General features: G+C 64.5%; 22 protein-coding genes. 5 read left to right on the top strand and 17 right to left on the bottom strand.

Features of this window, described 5'->3' with window-relative positions; translation table 11 throughout:
• The first annotated feature begins 1 nt into the window (after position 1).
• Entirely contained in the window at positions 2-682 is a 681-nt protein-coding gene (locus PSV38_RS00570; RefSeq protein WP_300543629.1) for a phosphatase PAP2 family protein, read from the top strand.
• Here PSV38_RS00570 and PSV38_RS00565 read toward each other — a convergent pair.
• The 4 genes from PSV38_RS00565 to PSV38_RS00550 all read right to left on the bottom strand — a co-directional run bounded on the left by PSV38_RS00565 (position 645) and on the right by PSV38_RS00550 (position 3,649).
• Positions 645-1,457 carry a metallophosphoesterase gene (locus PSV38_RS00565; RefSeq protein ID WP_300543627.1) on the bottom strand — a complete coding sequence of 271 codons (813 nt, stop codon included), beginning with the start codon at positions 1,455-1,457 and terminating at the stop codon, positions 645-647. The genes PSV38_RS00570 and PSV38_RS00565 overlap by 38 nt on opposite strands.
• Positions 1,454-2,428, bottom strand: a complete 975-nt coding sequence (locus PSV38_RS00560) for a diacylglycerol kinase family protein (protein WP_300543625.1) — start codon at positions 2,426-2,428, stop codon at positions 1,454-1,456. The genes PSV38_RS00565 and PSV38_RS00560 overlap by 4 nt, the downstream gene beginning before the upstream one ends.
• A 126-nt stretch (positions 2,429-2,554) precedes the next feature.
• The gene (locus PSV38_RS00555) at positions 2,555-2,830 is read right to left on the bottom strand and encodes a hypothetical protein (RefSeq protein ID WP_300543623.1); all 276 of its coding nucleotides are present in this window, start codon (positions 2,828-2,830) and stop codon (positions 2,555-2,557) included.
• Between the two features lie 51 nt (positions 2,831-2,881).
• Positions 2,882-3,649: a sulfite exporter TauE/SafE family protein gene (locus PSV38_RS00550; protein ID WP_300543621.1), complete on the bottom strand. Its 768-nt coding sequence runs from the start codon at positions 3,647-3,649 to the stop codon at positions 2,882-2,884.
• Between the two features lie 74 nt (positions 3,650-3,723).
• Here PSV38_RS00550 and PSV38_RS00545 point away from each other — a divergent pair, with 74 nt between their 5' ends.
• Positions 3,724-4,629, top strand: a complete 906-nt coding sequence (locus tag PSV38_RS00545) for a LysR family transcriptional regulator (protein WP_300543618.1) — start codon at positions 3,724-3,726, stop codon at positions 4,627-4,629.
• A 57-nt stretch (positions 4,630-4,686) separates the two neighbouring features.
• Positions 4,687-5,025, top strand: a complete 339-nt coding sequence (locus PSV38_RS00540) for a zinc ribbon domain-containing protein YjdM (RefSeq protein WP_300543615.1) — start codon at positions 4,687-4,689, stop codon at positions 5,023-5,025.
• Here the strand turns inward: PSV38_RS00540 and PSV38_RS00535 are convergent.
• From PSV38_RS00535 to PSV38_RS00520, 4 genes are all read right to left on the bottom strand, one after another.
• A complete protein-coding gene (locus PSV38_RS00535; protein ID WP_300543612.1) occupies positions 5,012-6,031 on the bottom strand; it encodes an AraC family transcriptional regulator in 1,020 nt (339 codons plus the stop codon). The genes PSV38_RS00540 and PSV38_RS00535 overlap by 14 nt on opposite strands.
• A gap of 168 nt (positions 6,032-6,199) precedes the next feature.
• A complete protein-coding gene (locus tag PSV38_RS00530) occupies positions 6,200-6,889 on the bottom strand; it encodes a DUF305 domain-containing protein (protein ID WP_300543610.1) in 690 nt (229 codons plus the stop codon).
• A complete protein-coding gene (locus PSV38_RS00525) occupies positions 6,864-8,378 on the bottom strand; it encodes a hypothetical protein (RefSeq protein WP_300543608.1) in 1,515 nt (504 codons plus the stop codon). The genes PSV38_RS00530 and PSV38_RS00525 overlap by 26 nt, the downstream gene beginning before the upstream one ends.
• Before the next feature lie 185 nt (positions 8,379-8,563).
• Complete coding sequence (locus PSV38_RS00520; protein ID WP_300543606.1) at positions 8,564-9,580, bottom strand: AraC family transcriptional regulator; 1,017 nt, start codon at positions 9,578-9,580, stop codon at positions 8,564-8,566.
• A gap of 179 nt (positions 9,581-9,759) precedes the next feature.
• Between PSV38_RS00520 and PSV38_RS00515 the strand changes: the two genes are divergently transcribed.
• Complete coding sequence (locus PSV38_RS00515) at positions 9,760-11,811, top strand: CocE/NonD family hydrolase (protein WP_300543604.1); 2,052 nt, start codon at positions 9,760-9,762, stop codon at positions 11,809-11,811.
• Between the two features lie 29 nt (positions 11,812-11,840).
• Here PSV38_RS00515 and PSV38_RS00510 read toward each other — a convergent pair whose 3' ends face one another.
• The 3 genes from PSV38_RS00510 to PSV38_RS00500 form a co-directional block, all read right to left on the bottom strand.
• Positions 11,841-12,764 carry a triacylglycerol lipase gene (locus PSV38_RS00510; protein ID WP_300543602.1) on the bottom strand — a complete coding sequence of 308 codons (924 nt, stop codon included), beginning with the start codon at positions 12,762-12,764 and terminating at the stop codon, positions 11,841-11,843.
• Positions 12,765-12,887: 123 nt separating this feature from the next.
• Positions 12,888-13,145 carry a glutaredoxin 3 gene (gene grxC / locus PSV38_RS00505; RefSeq protein ID WP_300543600.1) on the bottom strand — a complete coding sequence of 86 codons (258 nt, stop codon included), beginning with the start codon at positions 13,143-13,145 and terminating at the stop codon, positions 12,888-12,890.
• 104 nt (positions 13,146-13,249) lie between these two features.
• Positions 13,250-13,660 (bottom strand): rhodanese-like domain-containing protein, encoded by a 411-nt coding sequence (locus PSV38_RS00500; RefSeq protein WP_300543598.1) that lies wholly within the window; start codon positions 13,658-13,660, stop codon positions 13,250-13,252.
• 76 nt (positions 13,661-13,736) lie between these two features.
• Here PSV38_RS00500 and gpmA point away from each other — a divergent pair, with 76 nt between their 5' ends.
• Complete coding sequence (gene gpmA, locus PSV38_RS00495) at positions 13,737-14,480, top strand: 2,3-diphosphoglycerate-dependent phosphoglycerate mutase (RefSeq protein ID WP_300543596.1); 744 nt, start codon at positions 13,737-13,739, stop codon at positions 14,478-14,480.
• A gap of 610 nt (positions 14,481-15,090) precedes the next feature.
• Here the strand turns inward: gpmA and PSV38_RS00490 are convergent.
• The 6 genes from PSV38_RS00490 to accB form a co-directional block, all read right to left on the bottom strand.
• Entirely contained in the window at positions 15,091-16,113 is a 1,023-nt protein-coding gene (locus PSV38_RS00490; protein WP_300543594.1) for an endonuclease/exonuclease/phosphatase family protein, read from the bottom strand.
• 71 nt (positions 16,114-16,184) lie between these two features.
• The gene (locus tag PSV38_RS00485) at positions 16,185-17,093 is read right to left on the bottom strand and encodes a carbohydrate kinase family protein (protein WP_300543591.1); all 909 of its coding nucleotides are present in this window, start codon (positions 17,091-17,093) and stop codon (positions 16,185-16,187) included.
• 13 nt (positions 17,094-17,106) lie between these two features.
• On the bottom strand, positions 17,107-18,579 hold the full coding sequence (locus PSV38_RS00480; protein WP_300543588.1) for a zinc-ribbon and DUF3426 domain-containing protein: 1,473 nt from the start codon (positions 18,577-18,579) through the stop codon (positions 17,107-17,109).
• 42 nt (positions 18,580-18,621) lie between these two features.
• Complete coding sequence (prmA, locus tag PSV38_RS00475) at positions 18,622-19,539, bottom strand: 50S ribosomal protein L11 methyltransferase (RefSeq protein WP_300543585.1); 918 nt, start codon at positions 19,537-19,539, stop codon at positions 18,622-18,624.
• 28 nt (positions 19,540-19,567) lie between these two features.
• The gene (gene accC, locus PSV38_RS00470) at positions 19,568-20,920 is read right to left on the bottom strand and encodes an acetyl-CoA carboxylase biotin carboxylase subunit (RefSeq protein WP_300543582.1); all 1,353 of its coding nucleotides are present in this window, start codon (positions 20,918-20,920) and stop codon (positions 19,568-19,570) included.
• An 11-nt stretch (positions 20,921-20,931) separates the two neighbouring features.
• Complete coding sequence (gene accB, locus PSV38_RS00465) at positions 20,932-21,378, bottom strand: acetyl-CoA carboxylase biotin carboxyl carrier protein (protein WP_300543580.1); 447 nt, start codon at positions 21,376-21,378, stop codon at positions 20,932-20,934.

Below are 21,378 nucleotides of genomic sequence, written 5' to 3'. Positions count from 1 at the left end.
CGTGGCGGGCCTGGGGCGGCTGGGCAATTTTCCCCGGGCGGCGTTTCAGCGCCTGCGCCCGCTGGCGGTGGGTATCCTGTGCCTGGGCGTGCCCGGGTTCATGGGCTTGGCCTGGCTGGTGATGACCCAGGGACATCAGAATGGGCTGGACACCCAGGCCACCGAATGGGCCCTTCAATCGCGTTCACCCGCCCTGACGCAGGCCTTGCTGCTCATCACGAACCTGCATTCGGTCATGGCCATCTCGGTCTACACCGTGGGCTTGTCCGTGTGTCTGTGGGTGATGCGCGGGCACCGCCATTGGTTGCTGCCCTTGTGGCTGTTTTTCCCGGCAGGCTCCGCGCTCAATGTGTTGCTCAAGCATGGGTTCGCGCGGCCGAGGCCCGGCGCGGACGAGGCCCTGCTGCATTTGGCCACCTTCAGCTTTCCCAGTGGGCATGCGTCTGGCACCACCCTGCTGTATGGTTTTTTTGCGCTGGTGGTTTTGGTGCACGTGCGCGGCCCGGGGTGGCGATGGGTGACGGGCGTGGCCGCTCTGCTAGTGATCGGCCTGGTGTGCTGGAGCCGCGTGTACCTGGGCGTTCACTTTCTCACCGACGTGTTGGCCGGTGTGGTGGAGGCGCTGGTGTGGATGGCTTTGTGCGTCATCGCGCTGTCGGCACGTTCACGTCCAACCTGCTGACCAGCGCAAAGGCCGCGTGTTGTTGGTCGTAGTCCCAGCGCTCAATGGATGTGGCTTGACCGGGCATGCGGGCCCGCCGGATCAGATTGACCGAGTTGGCCTGGCCCCCCCGCACCCTGGACGACAAAGCCGTGCCCGCCTGCACCACCCAGAAGGCCCGTTCGGTGGCGCCGCCACAGCTGTGCTGCGGCACCACATAGGGCAGGTGGATGTGCCCACCCAGGATCAGATCCACACCGGCCGCGCCCCAGTTCAACAAGGCCGCTTCATGCCCCTTCAGCAGGTTCTCGCGATCGCTGTCGAGGGTCACGCACACTGGCTGGTGCACCACCACCACCTTGACCTGGCCTGGCTGCGCGGCCTTCAGCCGGTCGGCCACGTGGCCGATCTGCGCGGCCGAGACCTCACCATTTTTGTGGCGCCAGGGGCGCGTGGTGTTGACCCCGATCACCAGCCACTGTGGGGTCGAGATGCAGGGCGCCAGTTCCGGGCCGAAGGCGTGTTGAAAGTTGGCATAAGGCGCCAGCAGCCTCGCCGCCACGTTGAACAAGGGGATGTCATGGTTGCCGGGAATGACCAGGCGGTGAGGGGTCGTGATCTCATCGGCAAAGCGCCGTGCCGCGGAAAATTGCGAGCGCCGTGCCCTTTGGGTGATGTCGCCCGACCAGACGACGATGTCGGGCTTCTGCGCTTGGGCCAACCGCAGCAAGGCCGCCATCACGGGGGACTGCTCGGTCCCGAAATGAGGGTCGGAAATCTGCAGCAACACGCTCACATCGGCACCAGCAGCATCAGCGGCCGTGGTGAGGGCCGAAAGTGCAAGGGTGTGTTCATCCAGATCACTTCGCCGTCGGTGGCCACCTTCAGGCGCCGGGGCCGGTGAGGGCGCCGGGGTGACACGGTCAAACTGGTGAAGGCGAAGCTCGACACCTTGTCGGCATCGCCCAGTTGGCCCAGAGCGCCACGCAGCAGCAAACCCAGCATGGCCAGCTTGCCCACGGGCTTGACGGCAATGGCCACCAGTTGGCCATCCTGCAAGGCGGGTGCCTCGGGGATGCCGATCTGTTCCATCTGCAGCGCGTTATTGCCGACGAACAAGGTGGGCGTGACGATGGTGTGCGTGCTGTGGTCCAGCGTCAGTTTGATGACCCAGTCGCGGTGCTCGCGCAGCATGGTGGCCAGGCTGGCGAGCAGGGCCACGACCCGGCTGCGCCCAAAGCGTTGCTTGAAGGCTTCGCGGTCCTGCAGCAAGGTGGGGTACAAGCCCATGCTGGCGTTGACGATGAAGGCCTGTTCATTGATCAGGCCCACTTGCACCGGCTTGAGTTGGGCGGTCAGCAGTGAACGGGCCGCCTCTTCGATGTCAGACGAGATGCCTTGGTTGCGGCCGAAGTAATTGAACGTGCCCTGCGGCAAGATGCCCAGCGGCAGGCCCGTGGGCAACACCTGTTGCACGACCGCATTGATGGTGCCATCGCCCCCGGCTGCCACCACGGCGCCGTGGTGCTGCCTGGCCAGTTCAATGGCGCGCGCAATGGTGGGAGGCAGTTGCTGGGGATCGCTCACTTCCAACAGTTCGAAATGCCGACCAGCTTCCTGAAAAACGCGCCTCACCGTGTCCACCCTTTCCTGGGCCTGGATGTGCCCCGATCCGCCATTCAGCACCACGAACAATGGGGCAGTTTGGGACCACGGCGAGCCTTCGGCAATGGGTGCCTGTGCGGCAAGGGCGGGGCTGGTGGACATGTTGGGGCTTTCGTGGGCAGGGTGTGTGTCCACGATCATGACCAGGGGGCGGGCCCATTGCAGCCAGCCAGGACCTACGCCAGGCGTAGGCTCAGTCCGACAGGCCGCCATTGACGGGGCTGGGCCTCAGCACCGTCCCGATCGCCGGCTGCGCGGCTGCAATTTGTCCAGCTCGGTGATTTGCTGCTTGAGCAAAATCAGCAGGGTGCGCGCGTCATCGACCGGCAGGGACAGGCAGGTGGTGCCGGTGTGCTCATCACGCGCTGGCCGGGCTTGCACCAACACATCCACGCCGATTTCGATCAGGCCGTTGTAATGCTTCGCCGATTTAAGGCGCTGTATTTCAATGTCGTAAGTTTTCATGTGCTCAATCTCGTGCAGCAGGGCCAGCAGGCGCCCCATGTCGCCTGCGGTCAGTGTATCGGCTTGGCATGGGCACCTGGCCGCCAGCACTCATCCATGTGGGGCCGCGACCAGCCACAAGGCGGTCGCCATCAGGATGGCCACGAACGACAAGCGCATGGGCCGCTCAGGCAGGCGGTGGGCCAGGGCCACACCCGCTGACACGGTCAGCACGCCCCCGACGGCCATGGGCAGGCCCAAGGCCCAATCGACGTGGTGGGCCCCCGCGTAAGTGGCCAGGGCCACGACCGAACTGGGCGCGACCAGGGCCAGGGACAAGCCTTGTGCCGTGGTTTGGCGCTGCCCCAGCCAGCCGGACAGCAAAGGCCCCGCCATGAGGCCGCCGCCAATGCCGAGCAGCCCCATGCTGCAGCCACCGACCATGCCGACGAGGGGCAGCACGCGCAGGTTCAGGGGGCGCTCCACGGGCGGGGCGTCGGCTTGATGGTGCTGGGCGGTGTGCCACAAGCGAAGGGCCAGCACGACCATGAACACGCTGAAAATCACCCGCAGCACCAGCGGGTCCATCCGGGTGGCCACCTGGGCGACCAGCCAGGTCGTCAGCGAGGCCGACAAGGCGATGGCGGACATGGCCTGCCATTTCATGGGATGACGCTGGTGGTAGCGCCACCAGCCCACCAGCAGGTTGGGCGCCATCAGCACCAGGGCCGTGCCTTGCGCGATGGGTTGGTCCAGGCCAAAGCCCAGCACCAGCAAAGGCACCGCGATGATGCCGCCCCCGATGCCGAAGACCCCGCCCATGAAACCCAGGCTGGCGCCGATCAGCAAAGCGGTGAGCAGGGGGAGGATGGCAAGCATGCCTTCCATGGTATTGATGCGTAAAATAAATACAATCGACTTGTTCGCAATTCATCCTTGCGAAAGGCGCACGAATGAACACTGTCTCTGACCTGGCTTTCTTCGTGGCCCTGGCGCGCCAGCCCAGCTTGGCCGCGGCCGCCCAGGAGATGGGCATCACCCCGCCCAACGTGAGCCGCCGACTGGCCGCTTTGGAAAAGCGCCTCGGATTGCGCTTGCTCAACCGCACGACCCGACGCTTGAGCCTCACCGCCGAAGGGCAGCGTTACCTCAGCGAGGGTGAGCAGATCCTGCGCGACCTGGAGGGGCTGGAGGAGTCGTTGGCGGCAGACCGCCAAGCGCCCAGGGGCGTGCTGAGGGTCAATGCCACGTTCGGCTTTGGGCGGCGCCACCTGGCCCCGGCGATCTCCGATTTCACCTTGCGGTATCCGCAGGTGGAGGTGATCCTGACCTTGACGGACCACCCGCTGGACCTGATCGAGCACGCGATCGATGTCGGCATCCAGTTCGGCACGCCCCCCGATGCCCGCGTGCTGGCCCGGCGCGTCGCGAGCAACCGGCGATGGCTGTGCGCTTCGCCCAACTACCTTGCTGAGTTCGGGGTGCCGAGCGCGCCGCAGGACTTGGCCCAGCACCGCTGCATCGTCATCCGCGAAAACACCGCCACCTTCAACCATTGGCAGCTCACCAACGGCCAGGACCAGCTCATGCTGAAAGTGCGGGGCCCCTTGAGCACCAACCATGGCGAAGTGGCCCTGGATTGGGCCTTGGCTGGCCATGGCATCGTGCTGCGGTCGGAGTGGGACGTGGCCGCTTACCTGCGCAGCGGCCGCTTGTCTCGCATCCTGGCGCCTTGGGGGGGTGAGGTGGCGGACATCCACGCCATCTATCCTCAGCGGCATCACCTGTCGGCCAAGGTGCGCGTTTTTTTGGATTTCCTGGTGGAGCGCTTCGACTCGGCATCGACGCCGCCTTGGTGAGCCGCTGCTTGCCGACTGTTCTCCACGACAATGTCCGGCCACCCCACAAGGAACCCGATGAGTGATCTGCCGTCCTGCCCTCAATGCCATTCCCAGCACACCTACGCGGATGGCGATCTGTTCATCTGCCCGGATTGCGCTCATGAGTGGGGTCAGGACGCTGCCGTGGCCGCGACCGAGCCTCGCGTGTGGAAAGACGCCTACGGCAATGTGCTGAAAGATGGCGACTCGGTCACCGTGGTCAAGGACCTCAAGATCAAAGGCTCGTCCTCGGTCGTCAAGGTGGGCACCAAGGTCAAGAACATCCGACTGATCGAGGGCGACCACGACATCGATTGCAAGATCGAAGGCTTTGGTTCGATGCAGTTGAAGTCGGAGTTCATCAAGAAGGCGTGAGCCCGCCGTGGCTGCGGCCTTGGTCTCGCCATGCTTGCGGCGTCATGCCGGTCCAAGTTTTGAACGCGCGGTGAAAGCAGGTGACCGACGAGAAACCCAGTTCACCCGCGATTTGCTTGAGGGGCACCGCGGTGTCGGCCAGCCGGTTTTCGGCCATGAGTTGTCGGCATGCCTTCACCAGGTCGGTGTGGCTGGTGCCCAGACCGCTCAGGTGCCTGCGCAGGCTGCGTTGGCTCATGCCCAGCTGCTGGGCCACGTATTCCATCGACGGGGCCTCTTCAAACGACGCGATCAGCACGTTCTTGACGCGCTGGATCAGGTCTGTCTGCCTGGTCAGGGTGCTCAAACTCAACTCTGCCCTGGTCTTGAGTTCGAGGTAGCTGACCCGGTCATGCCAGGGCAGGGGCTGGTCCAAGGCCGCGCGGTTGAAAACGATGGCGTTTTCCGATGCGTTGAACACCAGGCCCGACCCGAAGTGCGCTTGGTACTTGAGGTGGTGTGCGGGCTGTGGGTAAGAAAAATGGACGCCCGAGATGCGGATCGCCGCGGCGCCGCCATACCGGAGCATCTGCATCATCGCCACGGCGATGAATTCAATCCTGAAGAGGGCGGCGGGCCCACGCTCCAGGATGGGGCTGATGATGACCTTGGCCAGATCGCCGGTTTCCTGAAGCGAGATCTCGGGGCGCTCCAGCAGCAGCGGAGTGAACTTCATGATGTCCGTCAGGCCCTGGCGCAAGCTCGGCATGTGCACGGCCAGCATGGGGTGCAGGCCATACCGGTGATTGGCCGGGCTGGTGCCCGCCGTCAAGCCCAGGTGTGGCGATCGCGTGTGCGCCATCGCCGTTTGCACCAATCGGTCATACCAGCTCAAGGGCACCCAGTTCGAATCATCCAGTCGTTCGATGGATTCAATCCCGCAGGCTTTCAAAACCAGCTTGGAGGCGTGGCCCTCCAGGTCAAGAACCGTGGCCAGGACACGAAGGTGGATGGGGGAGATCAACATGGTGAGCCGATGCAAAGAGCGATGCGCACAGCCTGACATTTTGGCTGCAATGGTCGGGCGCATTTTGGGGGCGATCGCTCACGGTTCAGGGCGTCGGGCCGAGGGGTTTTCCCTTGAGTGACGGGCCAGGGTGAATCTTTGGCCTGCGCGGTCAACCCGGCGGGGTGCTCAACCGGCTCTCAGCAGCGTCAGCATCTGAGACATTTCCTGCAGCTGCTCGGCGGCGATGGCCTTGGCAAAGCCACGAACCATGTCCGATGCCGCGTGCTCGGAGGTGAACTGGGCCATGACGATGGCCCCCTGATGATGACGGATCATCAACGCCAGGAAGGTCCGGTCGAATTGGTCTGGCAAGGACAAGGCCTCAAGCGCTTCCAGCTCCACGGGCGTGGCCAAGCCGGGCATGCCCTGGCCCTGGGCGCAGCTCTCGATGAACTGGTCGTAGGCCGGGACGCGCTGACGGGCCTGGGCATAGGCCGTCCTCATCCAAGTCATCTCGCCCGAGTCCGCGACGCTGGGGGCATTCCACAGCATCAGCCAGCCTTGCAGATAGCCGATCTCTTTCAACTGCTGGTTGATGATGCCTTGCGCCAGCAGCCGCACCTGGGGCGATCCTTGCGCCAGGGCCATGCGTGCCATGGTCAATGCCTGTTCGTGGTGCACCGACATGTCCTGGGCGAATCCGATGTCGACCGGGCCGTGGGCAAGGTGGGCGGGCGCTGTCTCCGTGGGGGCATTGGCAGCGGGCAGCCCCAGCCAGTGATGGCCGACGAGCGGGGCGGCGCCCGCTGCAAATAGAACCATCAGCACACAGGCATTGCGCCATGCGCCTTCAACGGGTGAGCGGGTAGATGCCATTGGTGAACTTGAGGACCATGAAGCCGTTGTCGTTGCAGGTCGTCCACAGCTGGCCATTGACGAACTGCGGTGCCGATGAGCACCAGTCGGCGGTCAGGTCTGGCAGCTTGCTCTTGCTGGCCTGGACCTGCAGCAAGGCTGGGTCCGTGATCCTGTTGCCCAGGATGCTGCCAAACACAGGCGAGCCCGCGTGGTCCGAGCCCGGCAACAGCGCGTTCTTGCCGGTCTGGGCGGGTGGGTTGAAGTAGGCGATTTCCTTGGGCTTGAACGGGTCGCGGATGTCAAACACCCGGATGCCGGATTGGAAATAGCCACAAGCCAGTGCCGTGGGCTCGACCTGGCGATCAAGGGCGCAGTAGTGCGCGTCGTACTTGAAGATGCCATTGCCAGCGCTGTCTTGCTTGGTGGTCTCGAAATTTTCTTTCAGCTGAATCGCCAGCCGGATGTGCGAGACGATGATCGGATTTCGCTCATCTGAAATGTCAATGAAGCGAATGCCGCCGCCCGATTTCTCAGCCCCGAGTTCGTCGATGGCGATCAGGTAGGGGCGGCCCTTGATCGTGGCGGGTACCGCCCGTTGCGTGGTGGAGCCGTCCTTCCAGGTGACCTTGGCGATCTGCCTGACCCGTGGGGCCGAGGCTTTGCGGTTCTGGATGTCGCTGACATCGAGGATCACGATGCCTGCAGGGAAGATGCTGGCCATGTACAAGCGCGTGCCATCGGCATTGAAGGACATGCCATGGTTGACAAAGATGGTGGAGCCGCCGAAATAGATGGTTCTGGGCTTGGTGGGGTTGTTCACGTCGATGGCCGTCAGGGCGCCTGCCGCCAGGCCTGAGGTCCAGTAGGTTCTGCCGTCGGGCGACCATTCACCCTCATGGGCAATGTTGTTCACGGGCAGAGAGTCGCCTTGTGCCGAACTGTTGAGCAACTTCGGGTTGGCGCAATCGGTGATGTCATAGAGGTCGAGCTTGCCAACGCCGAGGCCTCCGCCAACTCCGGCCCCTGCCAGCATCGTCCCGGCATCATTGACCTTCAGTGACTCCCAGGTTCCGTACTCGAAAGCGCGGGTGGCCAATGCCCGAACCAGGCTGGGCTTGGACGGATCGGACACGTCGATGACTTGCACGCCGGGTGATTTCTTGAGCGCGCGCCCTGCGTACGACGTGGCCATGTAGGCGCAATGGCCACCCACGGCGCTGATGGTGGCCGAGCCTTCGCCTTGGTATTGGCCGACCAGTTCCAGGTTGCAGGCATAGCCTTGACGGCTGCGGCCGTTGAGCCGGTCTTGGAGTGGCACTTGGCCTTGCAGGCCTGTTTCTGGCCGCGAGCCTGGCCCGCACAGTGCGGGGGGCACGGCGATGTTGACATCGGTGGCGTGGTCTTCGGCGGCGACGGCCGCACAGGTCAGGCAGTAAAGAACGGCCAGCATGGCAGCAGTGAGCTGAAGCGTGGGGCTTGAGTACCAACGTTGAAGTAGCGTGATCATGATTGCTTCTCGATGGTGGATTCGCGCCGAGCTCAGGGCGTCGACGGGCCAACTGCCAGGGAAGCTTTTCAGTATGTTGATGCCATGTTTGGGGCTGCATGGGCTAAACCCTTGAGCGCATGCCGTCGGTCAATACTTGGCCGTCTGGGGCAGTGCTGCAAGCAAGCCCAGGCGCTTGTCTGCGATCAGCGCGTGGGCTTGCCGCCCCGGCTTTCACGCCAATCCGACGGCGTCAGGCCCGACCACCTTCTGAAGGCGCGGTGAAAGCTGTGCACCGATGAGAAACCCAACGCGTCCGCGATCTGCTTGAGGGGCAGCTTGCCCTCGGCCAGCAGGCGTTGGGCCGTCAGGCGTTGGCACTCCTGGGACAGCTCGGCGTGTGTCGTGTCGAGCAGGCTCAAGTGCCTGCGAAAGCTGCGCTCGCTCAAGCCCAAATGCTCGGCGGTTTCCGCCACGGTGGGCTGCTTGGGGAACGCGCTCAGCAACCAGGCACGCACCGTGTTCGCCATGTCGGAGCCCGCTTTCATCGCGGCTAACAGCGAGTCGGCGCGCGTTTTGGCGGCCACGTAGGCGACTGGGTCGTGGGTGGGCAGCTTCGTGTCCAGCAAGGAGGCGTTGAAGGTGATCGCACATTCCTTTTGACCAAAGCTGAGGCGCTGGCCAAAGGTGGCCGCATAGCGTTGTTCATGCTCGGGCGAGGGGGTGTGCGGAAAGGTGACGTGGTGGATGTCGGCATGGCTTGCGCCCGCGAATCTCAGCATCTGAATGGAACTGGTGGCCACCTGCTCCAGGCGAAAGTGTCGGCTCAAGCCGTTTTGAACCGCGGGCTGCACCACCAGGCGGGCAGTGGCCCCGCTCTCTGCCAGTTCCACCTCAGACCGTTCGAGGGCCAGCACGGCAAAGCGGCGGATGTCGTCGAGCATCTGCCGAAGGCAGGGCGTGGCCAGCACCAAGGGCGTGAGCACGCCATAGCGCATCAGCGCGATGCTCTTGCCCGCCACCAGGCCAAAGGCCGCGTCGCCCGTCTCCTCGATGACGGCGGCCATCAGCCGGTCAAACAGTTCCAAGGGAACCCAAGCGCCTTCCTCTTGCAGATCGTCGGCCGATTCGATGCCACACCGCTGCAGGGCAGCCTCAGAGTTGAAGCCTTCCACTTCGAGGACGTAGGCCAGGATTTTTAGATTGAGGGGGGAAATTCGCATGAGGCACGGGTGCTGGCAAGGTAGGCAGCAGTCTGGGGGTTTTCCATGCAGCAATGCGCAAATCGCGGTCGGGGCTTTCCCTAGAACGCGCTGCTGATGGTCAATAAGTGGCCGATTGGGACAATGCGGGCGGTGCTGGTGGACCCTAGGCTTGTCGGATCCAAACAGGAGACCCCACCATGCAACGATCCAACCAGGGCGTGCGCGCCTTCGCACTCAGCAGTCTGGCCGCCGTCCTTCTCACCGCTGGCGTCACCAACGCCTTGGCTGCGACCACGACCACCCTGGGCACGCGGGGCAGCCTGAGCCAGACCAACACGGCGGTCACGGCCAATGCCAGTGGGGCTTGGAAGGATTATTCGCGCGCTGAAGAACATGCCAAGGCCGTCACCCTGCCGCTGCAGTTCATCACGATGAAGAATGGTCAAAAGCTGGCGGTGCTGGTCTCCGTGCCCGCCGATGGCAATGGCGTTCCCGTGCCTGGCGCCTTCCCCGCGGTCCTGACGCAAACGGCCTACCGCATTGACCTGGGCCAACTGCTGGGCGGCTTTGCCGTGACCGGCAACACCTTGCTGGTGGGTGGCAAAGATGAGTTCATGATCAAGCGCGGCTACATTTCGGTCGCGGTCGATGTGCTGGGCTCCGGCATGTCCGACGGGCAAGGTGCCCTGCTGGGCGCGGCCGAACAGGCCGCCTATGGCGAAGCGGTCGAGTGGGTGACCAAGCAACCTTGGTTCAACGGCAACCTGGGCCTGGCGGGCACGTCCTACCTGGGCATCACCAGCTTGTTCACCGCCGAGCAGCAAAACCCCGCCGTGAAGGCCGTGTTTGCCCAAGTGCCCATGGGCGACGCTTACCGCGGAACGGTGGGTGTGGGTGGTTTGCTCAACGCCCAGTTCATCAGCCTGTGGTTGCCCCTGACGCAGTCGCTGAGCGTGCAGAACGACATCGCCAAGAGCCTGCACCCCACCTTCGCCACGCAGATCGAAGCCGCCAACCAGGAACACATCGCGGCCATCGACAGCTGGTACCTGCCCACCGTCGACCGCGCCGTGAGTGGCCTGACGGGCTATGCCACCGACGACGGCGACTTCTGGTCGACCCGTTCGCCTTTGGAAAAAGCGGCCCGCATCAAGGTGCCCACCTTCATCGTGGGGGGCTCGAACGACATCTTCCAGCGCGACGAGCCCCTGCTCTATGAGCAACTGAAGAACCAGGTCACCACCAAGCTGCTGATCGTGCCGGGCGCGCACGTTCAGGCGGTGCTGAACGCTCAGAAGGATGAGAACGACAGCACGGCCAATGGCGCACCTCCCACCAAGTTTTTGATGCTGCAGTGGTTCGACCAATACCTGCGTGGCATGAACGTGGGCGCCGCTGCCTTGCCCAACGTCACGCAGTACGTGGAGGGCTACGGCATCTTGGGCAAGCGCTTTGCCAGCACCACCGACTGGCCGCATCCCCAGGTCACCCCGCAGCGCTATTACCTGCGCGGCAGCATGAAGTTGACCACCCAGGCGCCGTTCTGGCCTGAGGCCAGCCACACCATCGCCGAGCCCACGGGTGCTGTGGTCACCTACAGCGCCAGCGACACCGGCAAGACCGTGCAGGCCAAGGTGACCTTGAACGATGGCAGCGATTGCTCGTCCAGCTATGTGCAGTGGTCACTGGGCATTGGCGGCTTGTTGCCCAAGCTGTGCTACACCAACAGCAACACCGTCGAGAAAGCGCAGAAGGCGCTGATCTATCAAACGGCGCCCTTGACCGAAGACATGTACATCAACGGCCCCATGCAGGCGGACATCTGGATGTCGGCCACGAACACCGAAGCGGCTGTGGCGGTTCGCATCGATGACGTGGATGTGTGGGGCAATGCCACGCCCATCTCGACCGGCTTGCAGTCTGCCAGCCACCGCGCGGTGGACACCAGCCGCTCGCGCTACATCAAGGGCGTGATGGTCCAGCCTTGGCACCCGTTCACCATGGCCGCCAAACAAGCTGTGGTGCCTGGCCAGGCCATGCTGGTGCCTGTGGAAGTCTTCCCTGCCGCCGCCTTGATCCGCAAGGGCCACAAGCTGCGCATTGCCATCAGCGCCAGCAACCAGGCTCAGGGCATCTGGCCCACGCCGCAGCAGCTGAAGGCCAATGGCAACGTGAGCACCATCTACAACGACCCAAGTCGGCCCTCCAGCCTGGTGTTGCCTTTGGTGCCCCGCAGTGCTCTGAAGTAAAGACAGTTTGTGGTTTCAGGCCTGTGGGATCACAGGCCTTGAAGCTTCAACCGGGCCGCCTGCTGGCGGTAGAAAGCGACCGGGTCGGGGGCGCCCTTGCCCATCAAACCCAAAACCTGGTTGACTTCATCGAAGTGGTTCCAGGGGTAGTCGTTGCGCAGCACCTGCCCCCAGGCGGCTGAACACACCCCCACCAGGCCATCGCTGGGGACGTCACCGGCGGCCATCAGCAAGTCGGCCGGGTCCCAGGCATTGGTCTTGGGCACGTTGCCCGTGGCCGAGTAATAGATCACGCCATTGCTGGCCAGTGCCGGGCCGCTGGCGCACGGTGTGGCGGGCATGCCGGCGGGGAAGCGCGCGTTGAAGGCGGCGGTGTTCTCGGACCAGGCTTTCAGGGCGACTTCGTCAACCGGCAGATCTTTGTGGCCGGAAGCCCAGTCCACGAAATTGCCCAGGAAGGAAACCACGCCCACGTAGTTGTTCAGCAAGGTGCCGATGGCATCAACGCGGCCACCCACCGGGATGGTGTGGGGCGAGCCCACCGTGGTCACACTGGCGATCAATCCGGGCGCGATGCCGGCGGCATAGCGTGCCGTGGGGCCGCCCTGGCTGTGGCCGATCAGGTTGAACTTGGTGTAGCCCTTGGCGGCCTGCCATTCCTTGAGTTGCTTGAGCAATTGTTCGCCGCGCACATCGTTGTCGTTGACGGCCGAGACCTTGGCCACCAGCACGGTGGCGCCGTTCTTGCGCAGGTCGGCGGGGATTTGGTAGAAGTAGTCCAGGCCCAGGATGTCGTCAAAGCCCATCAGGCCGTGCACCAGCACGATGGGGTAGCGCGTTTGCGCCTCGGTGGGCTTGGGACCGAACAGCCCGGCATGGGCCGAGGAGACGGCGCCGCAGAACAGGCCGGTGGCCAGTGCCACGGCGGAGAAGGTTTGGGAGGAGCTGCGCATGGTGGGTGTGAGATAGTTATACAGTAGAACTATATTCACGCCCTGGGTGGTTCACGGCATCCCGTGGATTCCCTAGGCACGGCGGCCCTTCTCCCTGCACCCCCTCAGGTGAGGGGTGAGGCTTCAGGCGGCCAGCAAAGGCATCAAACCGCCTCGGTGGTCCAGGGCCATCAAATCGTCGCAGCCGCCCACGTGGGTGTCGCCAATGAAGATCTGCGGCACGGTGCGCTGGCCCGTGATGTCCATCATGTGCTGGCGCTGCACCGGGTCCTGGTCGACGCGGATTTCTTGGATGTGCTCGACACCGCGCTGCTTGAGCAGCATCTTGGCCCGGATGCAGTAGGGACAGACCTGGGTGGTGTACATCTTGACGGCTTGCATGGCGGCTCGGCTTAAGGCTTGAGTTCAATCCAGGTGACATTGTCCTGCGCTTGGCATGACCGTCTGATCTGTGGGGTCACCCACCGGGCGCCCCTTGTGTGGCATCAGGCCGATTTCTCGACCGGCAGGTTGGCTTCACGCCAAGCTTTCAGGCCACCGGCCAGCACCTGGGCCTTCTCGTAGCCCATGGTTTTGAGCTGGGCCACGGCCTTGGTGCTGCGGGCGCCGGTGGCGCACACCACCACCAGGGGGGTGGTTTTGTTGCCGGGCAGGCCTTTGACCTTGTCGGCCAGGGTGTCCAGGGGGATGTTCTTGGCGCCCACCACGTGGCCAGCGGCGAATTCGGCTGCATCGCACACATCAATCACCTGGGCTTTTTCGCGGTTGATCAGGTGCACCGCGTTCGCGGGCGTCAGGCCACCATTGGCGCCGCCCTTGATCTGGGGCCACAACAGCAGGCCCCCGGAGGCCAAGGCTGCGACAAGCCAGTACCAGTTCTCAAGCAGATAGCTCATGGAAAATCTTTCGTGTGGGTAGCAAACATGGGATTTTATAATCTCCGACTCCCTTTACGCGACCGGACTTGAAGCCATGTACAAGCTTGTGCTGATTCGCCATGGCGAATCCACCTGGAACCTCGAAAACCGTTTCACCGGCTGGACCGATGTGGACCTGACCCCCACGGGCGTCGAACAGGCCAAACAGGCCGGGCGTTTGCTCAAAGCCGAGGGCTACGAATTCGACGTGGCCTACACCTCGGTGCTCAAGCGCGCCATCCATACCTTGTGGCACACGCTGGACGAGATGGACCGCCCCTGGCTGCCCGTGGTCAACTCCTGGCGCCTGAACGAGCGCCACTATGGTGGCCTGCAGGGCCTGAACAAGGGCGAAACCGCCAAGCAGTACGGCGACGAGCAAGTGCTGGTGTGGCGCCGCAGCTATGACACGCCGCCGCCTGAGCTTGACGCCAACGACCCGCGCGGGCAACGCCAGGACATCCGCTACAGCAAGCTCAAGCCCGAGCAGATCCCGCTGACCGAATGCCTGAAAGACACGGTGGAGCGCGTGCTGCCCTTCTGGAACGAGGCCATGGCCCCGGCCATCAAGTCGGGCCAGCGCCTTGTGGTGGCGGCGCACGGCAACAGCATCCGCGCCCTGGTCAAGTACCTGGACAACATCGGCGATGACGAGATCGTGGGCCTGAACATCCCCAACGGCATCCCGCTGGTGTATGAGCTGGACGCTGATCTGAAGCCGATCAAGAGTTACTACCTGGGCGATGCTGATTCAATCGCGAAGGCGGCGGCTGCGGTGGCGAGCCAAGGCAAGGCCTGATTCAAGCGCTTTGCCGGGGAACGCGAGGCTGGGAATCGCCGGTGGCTGGCAGGGCTCCGATGGTGGCGGTCCACCGCTTTGCGGCGGACTGCTCTGCGGTGCTCGGGTCGAGGTGGTGCTGTGGAACTCGCTGCGCGGCCTGATGGCCGCTGCGCTCAAACAGCCACAGCAAGTCAGTTGACGAAGCGCACTTCGCGCGCCCACCTCACCCCTGCGCTCCTCGACGCCCCCGACGTCGCCCTGCCAGCCACCGACTCATCCCTGATCGCCTCGCTGGTGGCGCAGCACGAAAAAGGAACCGTGGCACGCCACCAGCGGGGCGGCACAAGGGCTGGGGCGGTCTCCGGCAGGGCGCCTGGCTTGGTGCTGAGAAGCGGAGTGCCAAGGTGGGCACGCGACAGCGTGCATCAACATCTGACCGGCCGTGGTTGTTTGAACGAAGCGGATGAAATCCGCGCAGTGAGTTCCACGGCCCCACCTCGGCACGAGCATCGCAAGGCAGTCCCGCTAACAGCGGGACCACCAAGCCGAAGCCCTGCCGGAGACCGCCCCAGCCCGCGCCCCGCGCTCCCCACCAAAAGCGCAGCAAGCTTCAAACGTCACGACCGCATCAGCGCCCCAACCCAGTCAAGCTGTAGACCACCGGACAGTGATCTGACAGCAAACGCCCTTGGTCCTCAGCAGCGAAGGGCACCCGCGTGAATTGCTTCTGTGCCGCGCGCGCAGCCAGTGACTCGCTGACCAGGATGTCGTCGATGTAGCGCGTGTGGCGGTCATCCTGACTGCAGGGCATGCTGCTCGCGCCCTCAGTGGCGCGTACCAGCACGGCGCCCGTCGGCTCGTTGTCGCTCAAGGCGTTGAACAGGTTCAAGGGCTGGGACTCATCCGGCCCGGCGGGATAGTGAGCGTCCTTGTCCAGGTGTCGGTTGAAGTCGCCCAGGATGGCAAAGGCCTTGCCTTCGCGCACGCGGGCATCGACCCAAGCTTCCAGCACAGGCACCTGCTGACGCAGCTTCTGGCAGGGCCCGAACTGGCGGTCCAGCTTGCCGTTGAAGCAACCGCTCTTCAAATGCACGGACAGCAGGCGCACCTCGCGGGGGGTGCCGGGGTAGAGCGTCATGTCGGCGCCAGCGCGGGTGCTGCCGTCGATGTCCAAGGCGCCCAGGTCGCCATTGCAGCGGTAGGGGGTGCCTTCGCGGATGGCGAAGCCCACCTTTTGCGGGTGGGCGCGGTTCACGAAGCAGTCCAGCTTCCAGCCTTGGCGGAACACCTGGCGGGCGGCCCCGGCGCCATCCACTTCCTGCAGGGCGACGACGTCGGCCTTGAGCGCATCGCGCAGTTGCTCGGCCGTGCGGGCCAAGGCGTCAAAGTCGGCCGAGGTGCGCGTGGGTGGCTGGGCCTTGCCCGGTGTGCAGGGCAAGGCGTGCTCATCGCTGCGGGGTTGCTGGCGCACGCACCGGCTGCCCAGCTCGGCTCGGTCGGCGGGGGTGAGCAGCCACTCCAGGTTCCAGGTGGCCAGGCGCAGGCCATCGCCTTGGGCGGCGCTGGTCTGAGAACAGGCGCTCAGCAAACTCAAGGCAGACGCGAACGCCGCCATCACGCTGAGCGCGTGGCGGCCGGTAGGGCAAGACATGGGGTGATTCCTCTGGATTTTTACAGGGGCGCTTCTGGCGAGCGCCCTCTGGTCGAACGATTGCCGAACGATCAGCCGGCCAGCAAAGCAGCGCGGTCGACCGTGTAGTTTTGCGGGCCCGACACGGCGATCTTGAGCGAGCCCATGCGGTTGGCCAAGGCCACGGACTTGACCAGGTCCCAGCCATTGGACAGGCCGTAGAGCAGGCCGCCACGGAAAGCATCGCCGCAGCCAGTGGGATCGACCACGGCGGTGGCCTTGACGCCCGGCACGTGGGTTTTTTCGCCCTGGATGTACACGTTGCAGCCTTCAGCGCCCAGGGTTTCGATCAGGCCCTTGAGGTGCGATTTGGAGATGTCGGCCAGGCTCTGGCCGGTGCGGTCGGCCAGCATCTTGCCTTCGTAGTCGTTGACGGCCACCCAACTGGCTTGCGAGACAAAACGCTTGAGGTCGTCGCCATCGAACATCGGCAGGCCCTGGCCCGGGTCGAACACGAAGGGGATCTTGGCGGCGGCCAGTTGCTCGGCGTGCTGGATCATGGCGTCGCGGCCATCGGGGCCAATGATGGCCAGTTTCACCTTGGGATCGGCGGTGATCTGCAACTGCGCGGCGTACTGCATGGCGCCGGGGTGAAAGGCCGTGATCTGGTTGTTGTCCTTGTCCGTGATGATGATGGCCTGGGCGGTGTGGCTGTCGGTCACGGTCAGCACGTGCTCCAGGCTGATGCCCCATTGCTGCATGCGGTCGCGATAGGGGGCGCCATCGACGCCCAGCGCGGCCATGACCAAAGGTTCGCCGCCCAACTGGTGCAGGCCATAAGCGATGTTGCCGGCCACGCCGCCGAACTCGCGCTTGAGCGTGGGCACCAGGAAGGACACGTTCAGGATGTGCAGCTGGTCGGGCAGGATCTGCTGCGCGAAGCGGCCGTCAAAGGTGCTGATGGTGTCAAAGGCCAGCGAGCCGCAAATCAGAACGGACATGTTTGAAAAATCCTCAGGGGTAAAAGAGCTCGGCGGTGTAGCCCGCCAGTTTCAGGTTAGGCGCCTGGAGGCGCCATTGCAAAGTGGTGCTGCGTTCGGCCGGGGCGGCCAAGGGCAGGGGGCCGGGGGCCACGTCGGGGTCGGCCCTGGTGTCGGCACTGTCCAGCCATTGGGCATCGCGTGGCGAGAAGGCACGGCGCGCCACGACGGCGCCATTGGTGTCGGTCAGGGTCAGGTCGACATCGGGCCAGGCCAGGCCGATGGGCGCGCGGTTGCGCACAACCACGACCAATCGGTAGGTGCCTTCGCCTTCAGAGCTGGTGCGCACCAGGGTGGCGCTTTCCACCTGCAGGCTGTCGATGCGCAAAGGCGCTTCGATCTTGCAGTCCATGGCCTCGCACCACTGCGCCAGGTAGGGGCGCGTCTCGGGGTAGTGGGCGGCCAGGGTGTTGCGAAACTGGTGCGCGGCTTGCAAGGCCAGGCCGGTCACCAAGGCCAGGCTGATCAGCGAGAGCACGGTGCGGGTGGCGGGATGGCGCCAGAACGCACGACGGTGGGCGCGGCGCAGGAACTCGGGGGTCTTGGCGGCGCCAGGGTCGCGGCCGCGCGTGCCGGGTCGGCCTTTGCGTTGGCTGGGCGGCTTGAGGGCCTGCTCAGGCACGAAATTTTCGCTCAGGCGGGAGGGCGCGGTCTCTTCCTCGACGGTGGCTTCGGGCGCGGCGGTGGCTGATGCCTTGACCGCCACCGAGGGCTTCACCGGGGGGGGCGGTGGTTCGTCGATGTAGGGCGTGGACGAAGGGCCGAAGTCAGAAGCCCAGTCATCCTGAATCGCGCCCACGGCGTCGGTGGGGAACTCGGCGTCCGCGAAATCGGGGCCTCGGCGACGGCGGCGGCGTTGCGGCCGTTCGGTGTCCGAGGGCATCAGGTAACGCGAGTCGAGCGCGTCGGACTCGTCGGTCACCGGCAGGTTGCTGGGCAGGAATTCAGGTGGGCTGGGCGCCTCGGGCTGCTGCGCGTAGAAGGTGGGCTCAGGCGCTGTGGGTGCGTAGGCCTCGAACGACGGTGCCGGTGGCTCGGTTTGGCCGGGCATGGCCACCGAGGTGTCCAGCTCGAAGTCGGTGGCCGACAGCAGGTCGTCGATGGGCGCGTGTGGGCGGTGGTCGTCCAGCCCAAAGTCGTTCTGCTCGATGTGCGGGGCGGGCGCGGTGCTGGGCCAGGTCGAATCCTGGGTGTCGGCCACCGGCTCCGGGGGCGGTGGCGCGTACTCGGCTGGCGGCTCGGGTGGGCGTGGCGGCGCGGAGGCGGGCCGTTGGGGCGGCGGGTCGCGGTCCAGGTCGAACAGGCCAGGCAGGGCGTTGAAGACCTCGTTGCAGCGGCCGCAACGCACCCAGCCTTCAGAGACCTTCAATTGGTCTTGCACGACCTTGAAGATCGTGCCACAGTGGGTGCATCGGGTAGCCAGGCTCATGGCGCTGGATGATGCCATGAGCCGAGGGGTGTTCCGACCCCGGTTAGCCCTTGGGGATGCTCAGGCCGCCTTTTGCGCCGTCATCAGGATCCAGCCATCGTCTTCATCGGCCACGCTCAGCTGCAGGCCAACGGCGCCGTAAGCCACCTTCAGTTCGTCTTCCTGACGGGCGAGGATGCCCGCCATGACGATGTGGCCGCCAGGCGCCACGTGGCCGGACAGCAAGGGCGACAGCAGCTTGAGCGGCGTGGCCAGGATGTTGGCCAGCACCACGGGGTAGGCCGCTTGTGCCTCGCCCACCAGATCGGGCAGGCCGGTGTTGAGCTGGGCGCCCACGTTCTTCAGATTGACCTCGGCATTGGCCAGGGTCGATTCCACGGCGGCGGGGTCGATGTCCACCGCGTCAACCACGGCCGCGCCATGCAGGGCTGCGCCGATGGCCAGGATGCCCGAGCCACAGCCGTAGTCCAGCACGCGCTGGCCCTTCAAGGCCGCCTCGTTGCGGGCGATCCACTTCAGGCACATGCGCGTGGTGGGGTGCGTGCCGGTGCCAAAGGCCAGGCCCGGGTCCAGGCGGATCACGGTTTTGGCCTCAAGCGGCACTTCATGCCAGGTGGGCACGATCCAGAAGGTGTCGGTGACGGGCACCGGCGCGAACTGCGATTGCGTCAAACGCACCCAGTCCTGGTCCTCGACCTCTTGAATGCCTTGCACGTGGATGTCGGTGGCCCAGTCCTGCGCCAGGATCAGGGTCACGGCTTCTAACGCTTGGGCTTCACCCGGGAACAGCGATTTGATGGTGGAGCGCTGCCAGGCTTCCTTGGTCACGGGCATGCCGGGCTCGCCCCACAGGGCTTCTTCTTGCTCGGTGTCGGCATCGGCATCCTCGACCGAGACCGACAGGGCTTCGAGCTCCATCAAGGCATCGCTGAGGATGTCGACCTGGGCTTCAAAGGCCAGCAGGGTGAGTTCATGCATGGTGTGCTGCTTGCTTTTGCGGAAAAGGTCAGCGCTGCTTGCGCGCCGCCATCCAGTGTTCAAGGTAATGGATGTCGGTGCCGCCTTCGACGAACTTGGCGTCCACCATCAGCTCGCGGTGCAGCGGGATGTTGGTCTGGATGCCTTCGATCACGGTCTCGGACAAGGCCGTGCGCATGCGGGCCAAAGCCTGATCGCGCGTGTCGCCGTGCACGATGATCTTGCCGATCATGGAGTCGTAGTTGGGCGGCACGAAGTAGCCGGCGTAGATGTGCGAATCGACGCGCACGCCAGGGCCACCAGGCGGGTGCCAGGTGGTGATGCGGCCAGGCGAGGGCACGAACTTGACCGGGTCTTCCGCGTTGATGCGGCACTCGATGGCGTGGCCGCGCATCTGGATCTGCTTTTGCGTGAAGGGCAGCTTTTCGCCAGCCGCCACGCGGATCTGCATCTGCACGATGTCGATGCCCGTGACCCATTCGGTGACGGGGTGCTCGACCTGCACGCGCGTGTTCATCTCGATGAAATAGAACTCGCCGTTTTCGTACAGGAATTCGAAGGTGCCTGCGCCACGGTAGCCGATCTTCTTGCAGGCGGCGGCGCAGCGGTCACCGATGCGCTCGATGGCGCGGCGGGGGATGCCCGGTGCTGGCGCTTCTTCGATGATCTTCTGATGGCGACGTTGCATGGAGCAATCGCGCTCGCCCAGCCAGACCGCACTTTTGAAGGTGTCGGCCATGATCTGGATTTCGATGTGGCGCGGGTGTTCCAGGAACTTTTCCATGTAGACCGCCGGGTTGCCAAAGGCAGCACCCGCTTCGGTCTTGGTGGTCTGCACCGCGTGGATCAGCGCCGCCTCGGTGTGGACCACGCGCATGCCGCGACCACCGCCACCACCAGACGCCTTGATGATGACGGGGTAGCCAACGGCCCGCGCGATGCGGATGATTTCCTTGTTGTCGTCGGGCAGGGCGCCCTCGGAGCCAGGCACGCAAGGCACGCCGGACTTGATCATGGCCTGCTTGGCCGAGACCTTGTCGCCCATGATGCGGATGCATTCAGGGGTGGGGCCGATGAAGACGAAGCCGCTTTGCTCGACGCGCTCTGCGAAGTCGGCGTTCTCGGACAAGAAGCCGTAGCCGGGGTGGATGGCCTCGGCATCGGTCACTTCGGCGGCCGAGATGATCGAGGGCATGTGCAGGTAGCTTTGCGCGGAGGCCGCAGGCCCGATGCACACGGCCTCGTCGGCCAGCTTGACGTATTTGGCTTCTCGGTCGGCCTCGGAATAGACCACGACCGACTTGATGCCCATCTCGCGGCAAGCTCTTTGTATCCGCAGGGCGATCTCGCCCCGGTTGGCGATCAGGATTTTCTTGAACATGGAAGCCTGCCTTATTCGATGACGAACAAGGGTTGGCCGTATTCCACCGGCTGGCCGTTTTCAACCAGGATCTTGGTGACCGTGCCCGCCAAGTCGGTTTCGATCTCGTTCATGATCTTCATTGCTTCGATGATGCAGATGGGCTGGTTTTCCTTGACCTGGTCGCCGACTTCGGCAAAGGCCTTGGCACCGGGGCTGGACGAGCGGTAGAAGGTGCCGACCATGGGGGACTTGACGACGTGCCCGGTCTCTTCAGGGACTTCGGCCACCACGGGTGCGGCGGCCACGGCGGGGGCGGCCATGGGCTGCTGCTGCGCCTGCATGGGTTGCATCATCACCACGGGGGCGGCGCCAGCCTTCACGATGCGGACTTTGCCATCGGCCTCGGTGATTTCCAGTTCAGAGACGTTGGACTCCGAGACGAGGTCGATGAGGGTTTTCAGTTTGCGCAAGTCCAT

It is taken from the genome of Aquabacterium sp., from assembly GCF_029946005.1.
Lineage (GTDB): Bacteria > Pseudomonadota > Gammaproteobacteria > Burkholderiales > Burkholderiaceae_C > Aquabacterium.
This window is presented reverse-complemented; position numbering and strand designations above follow the sequence as displayed.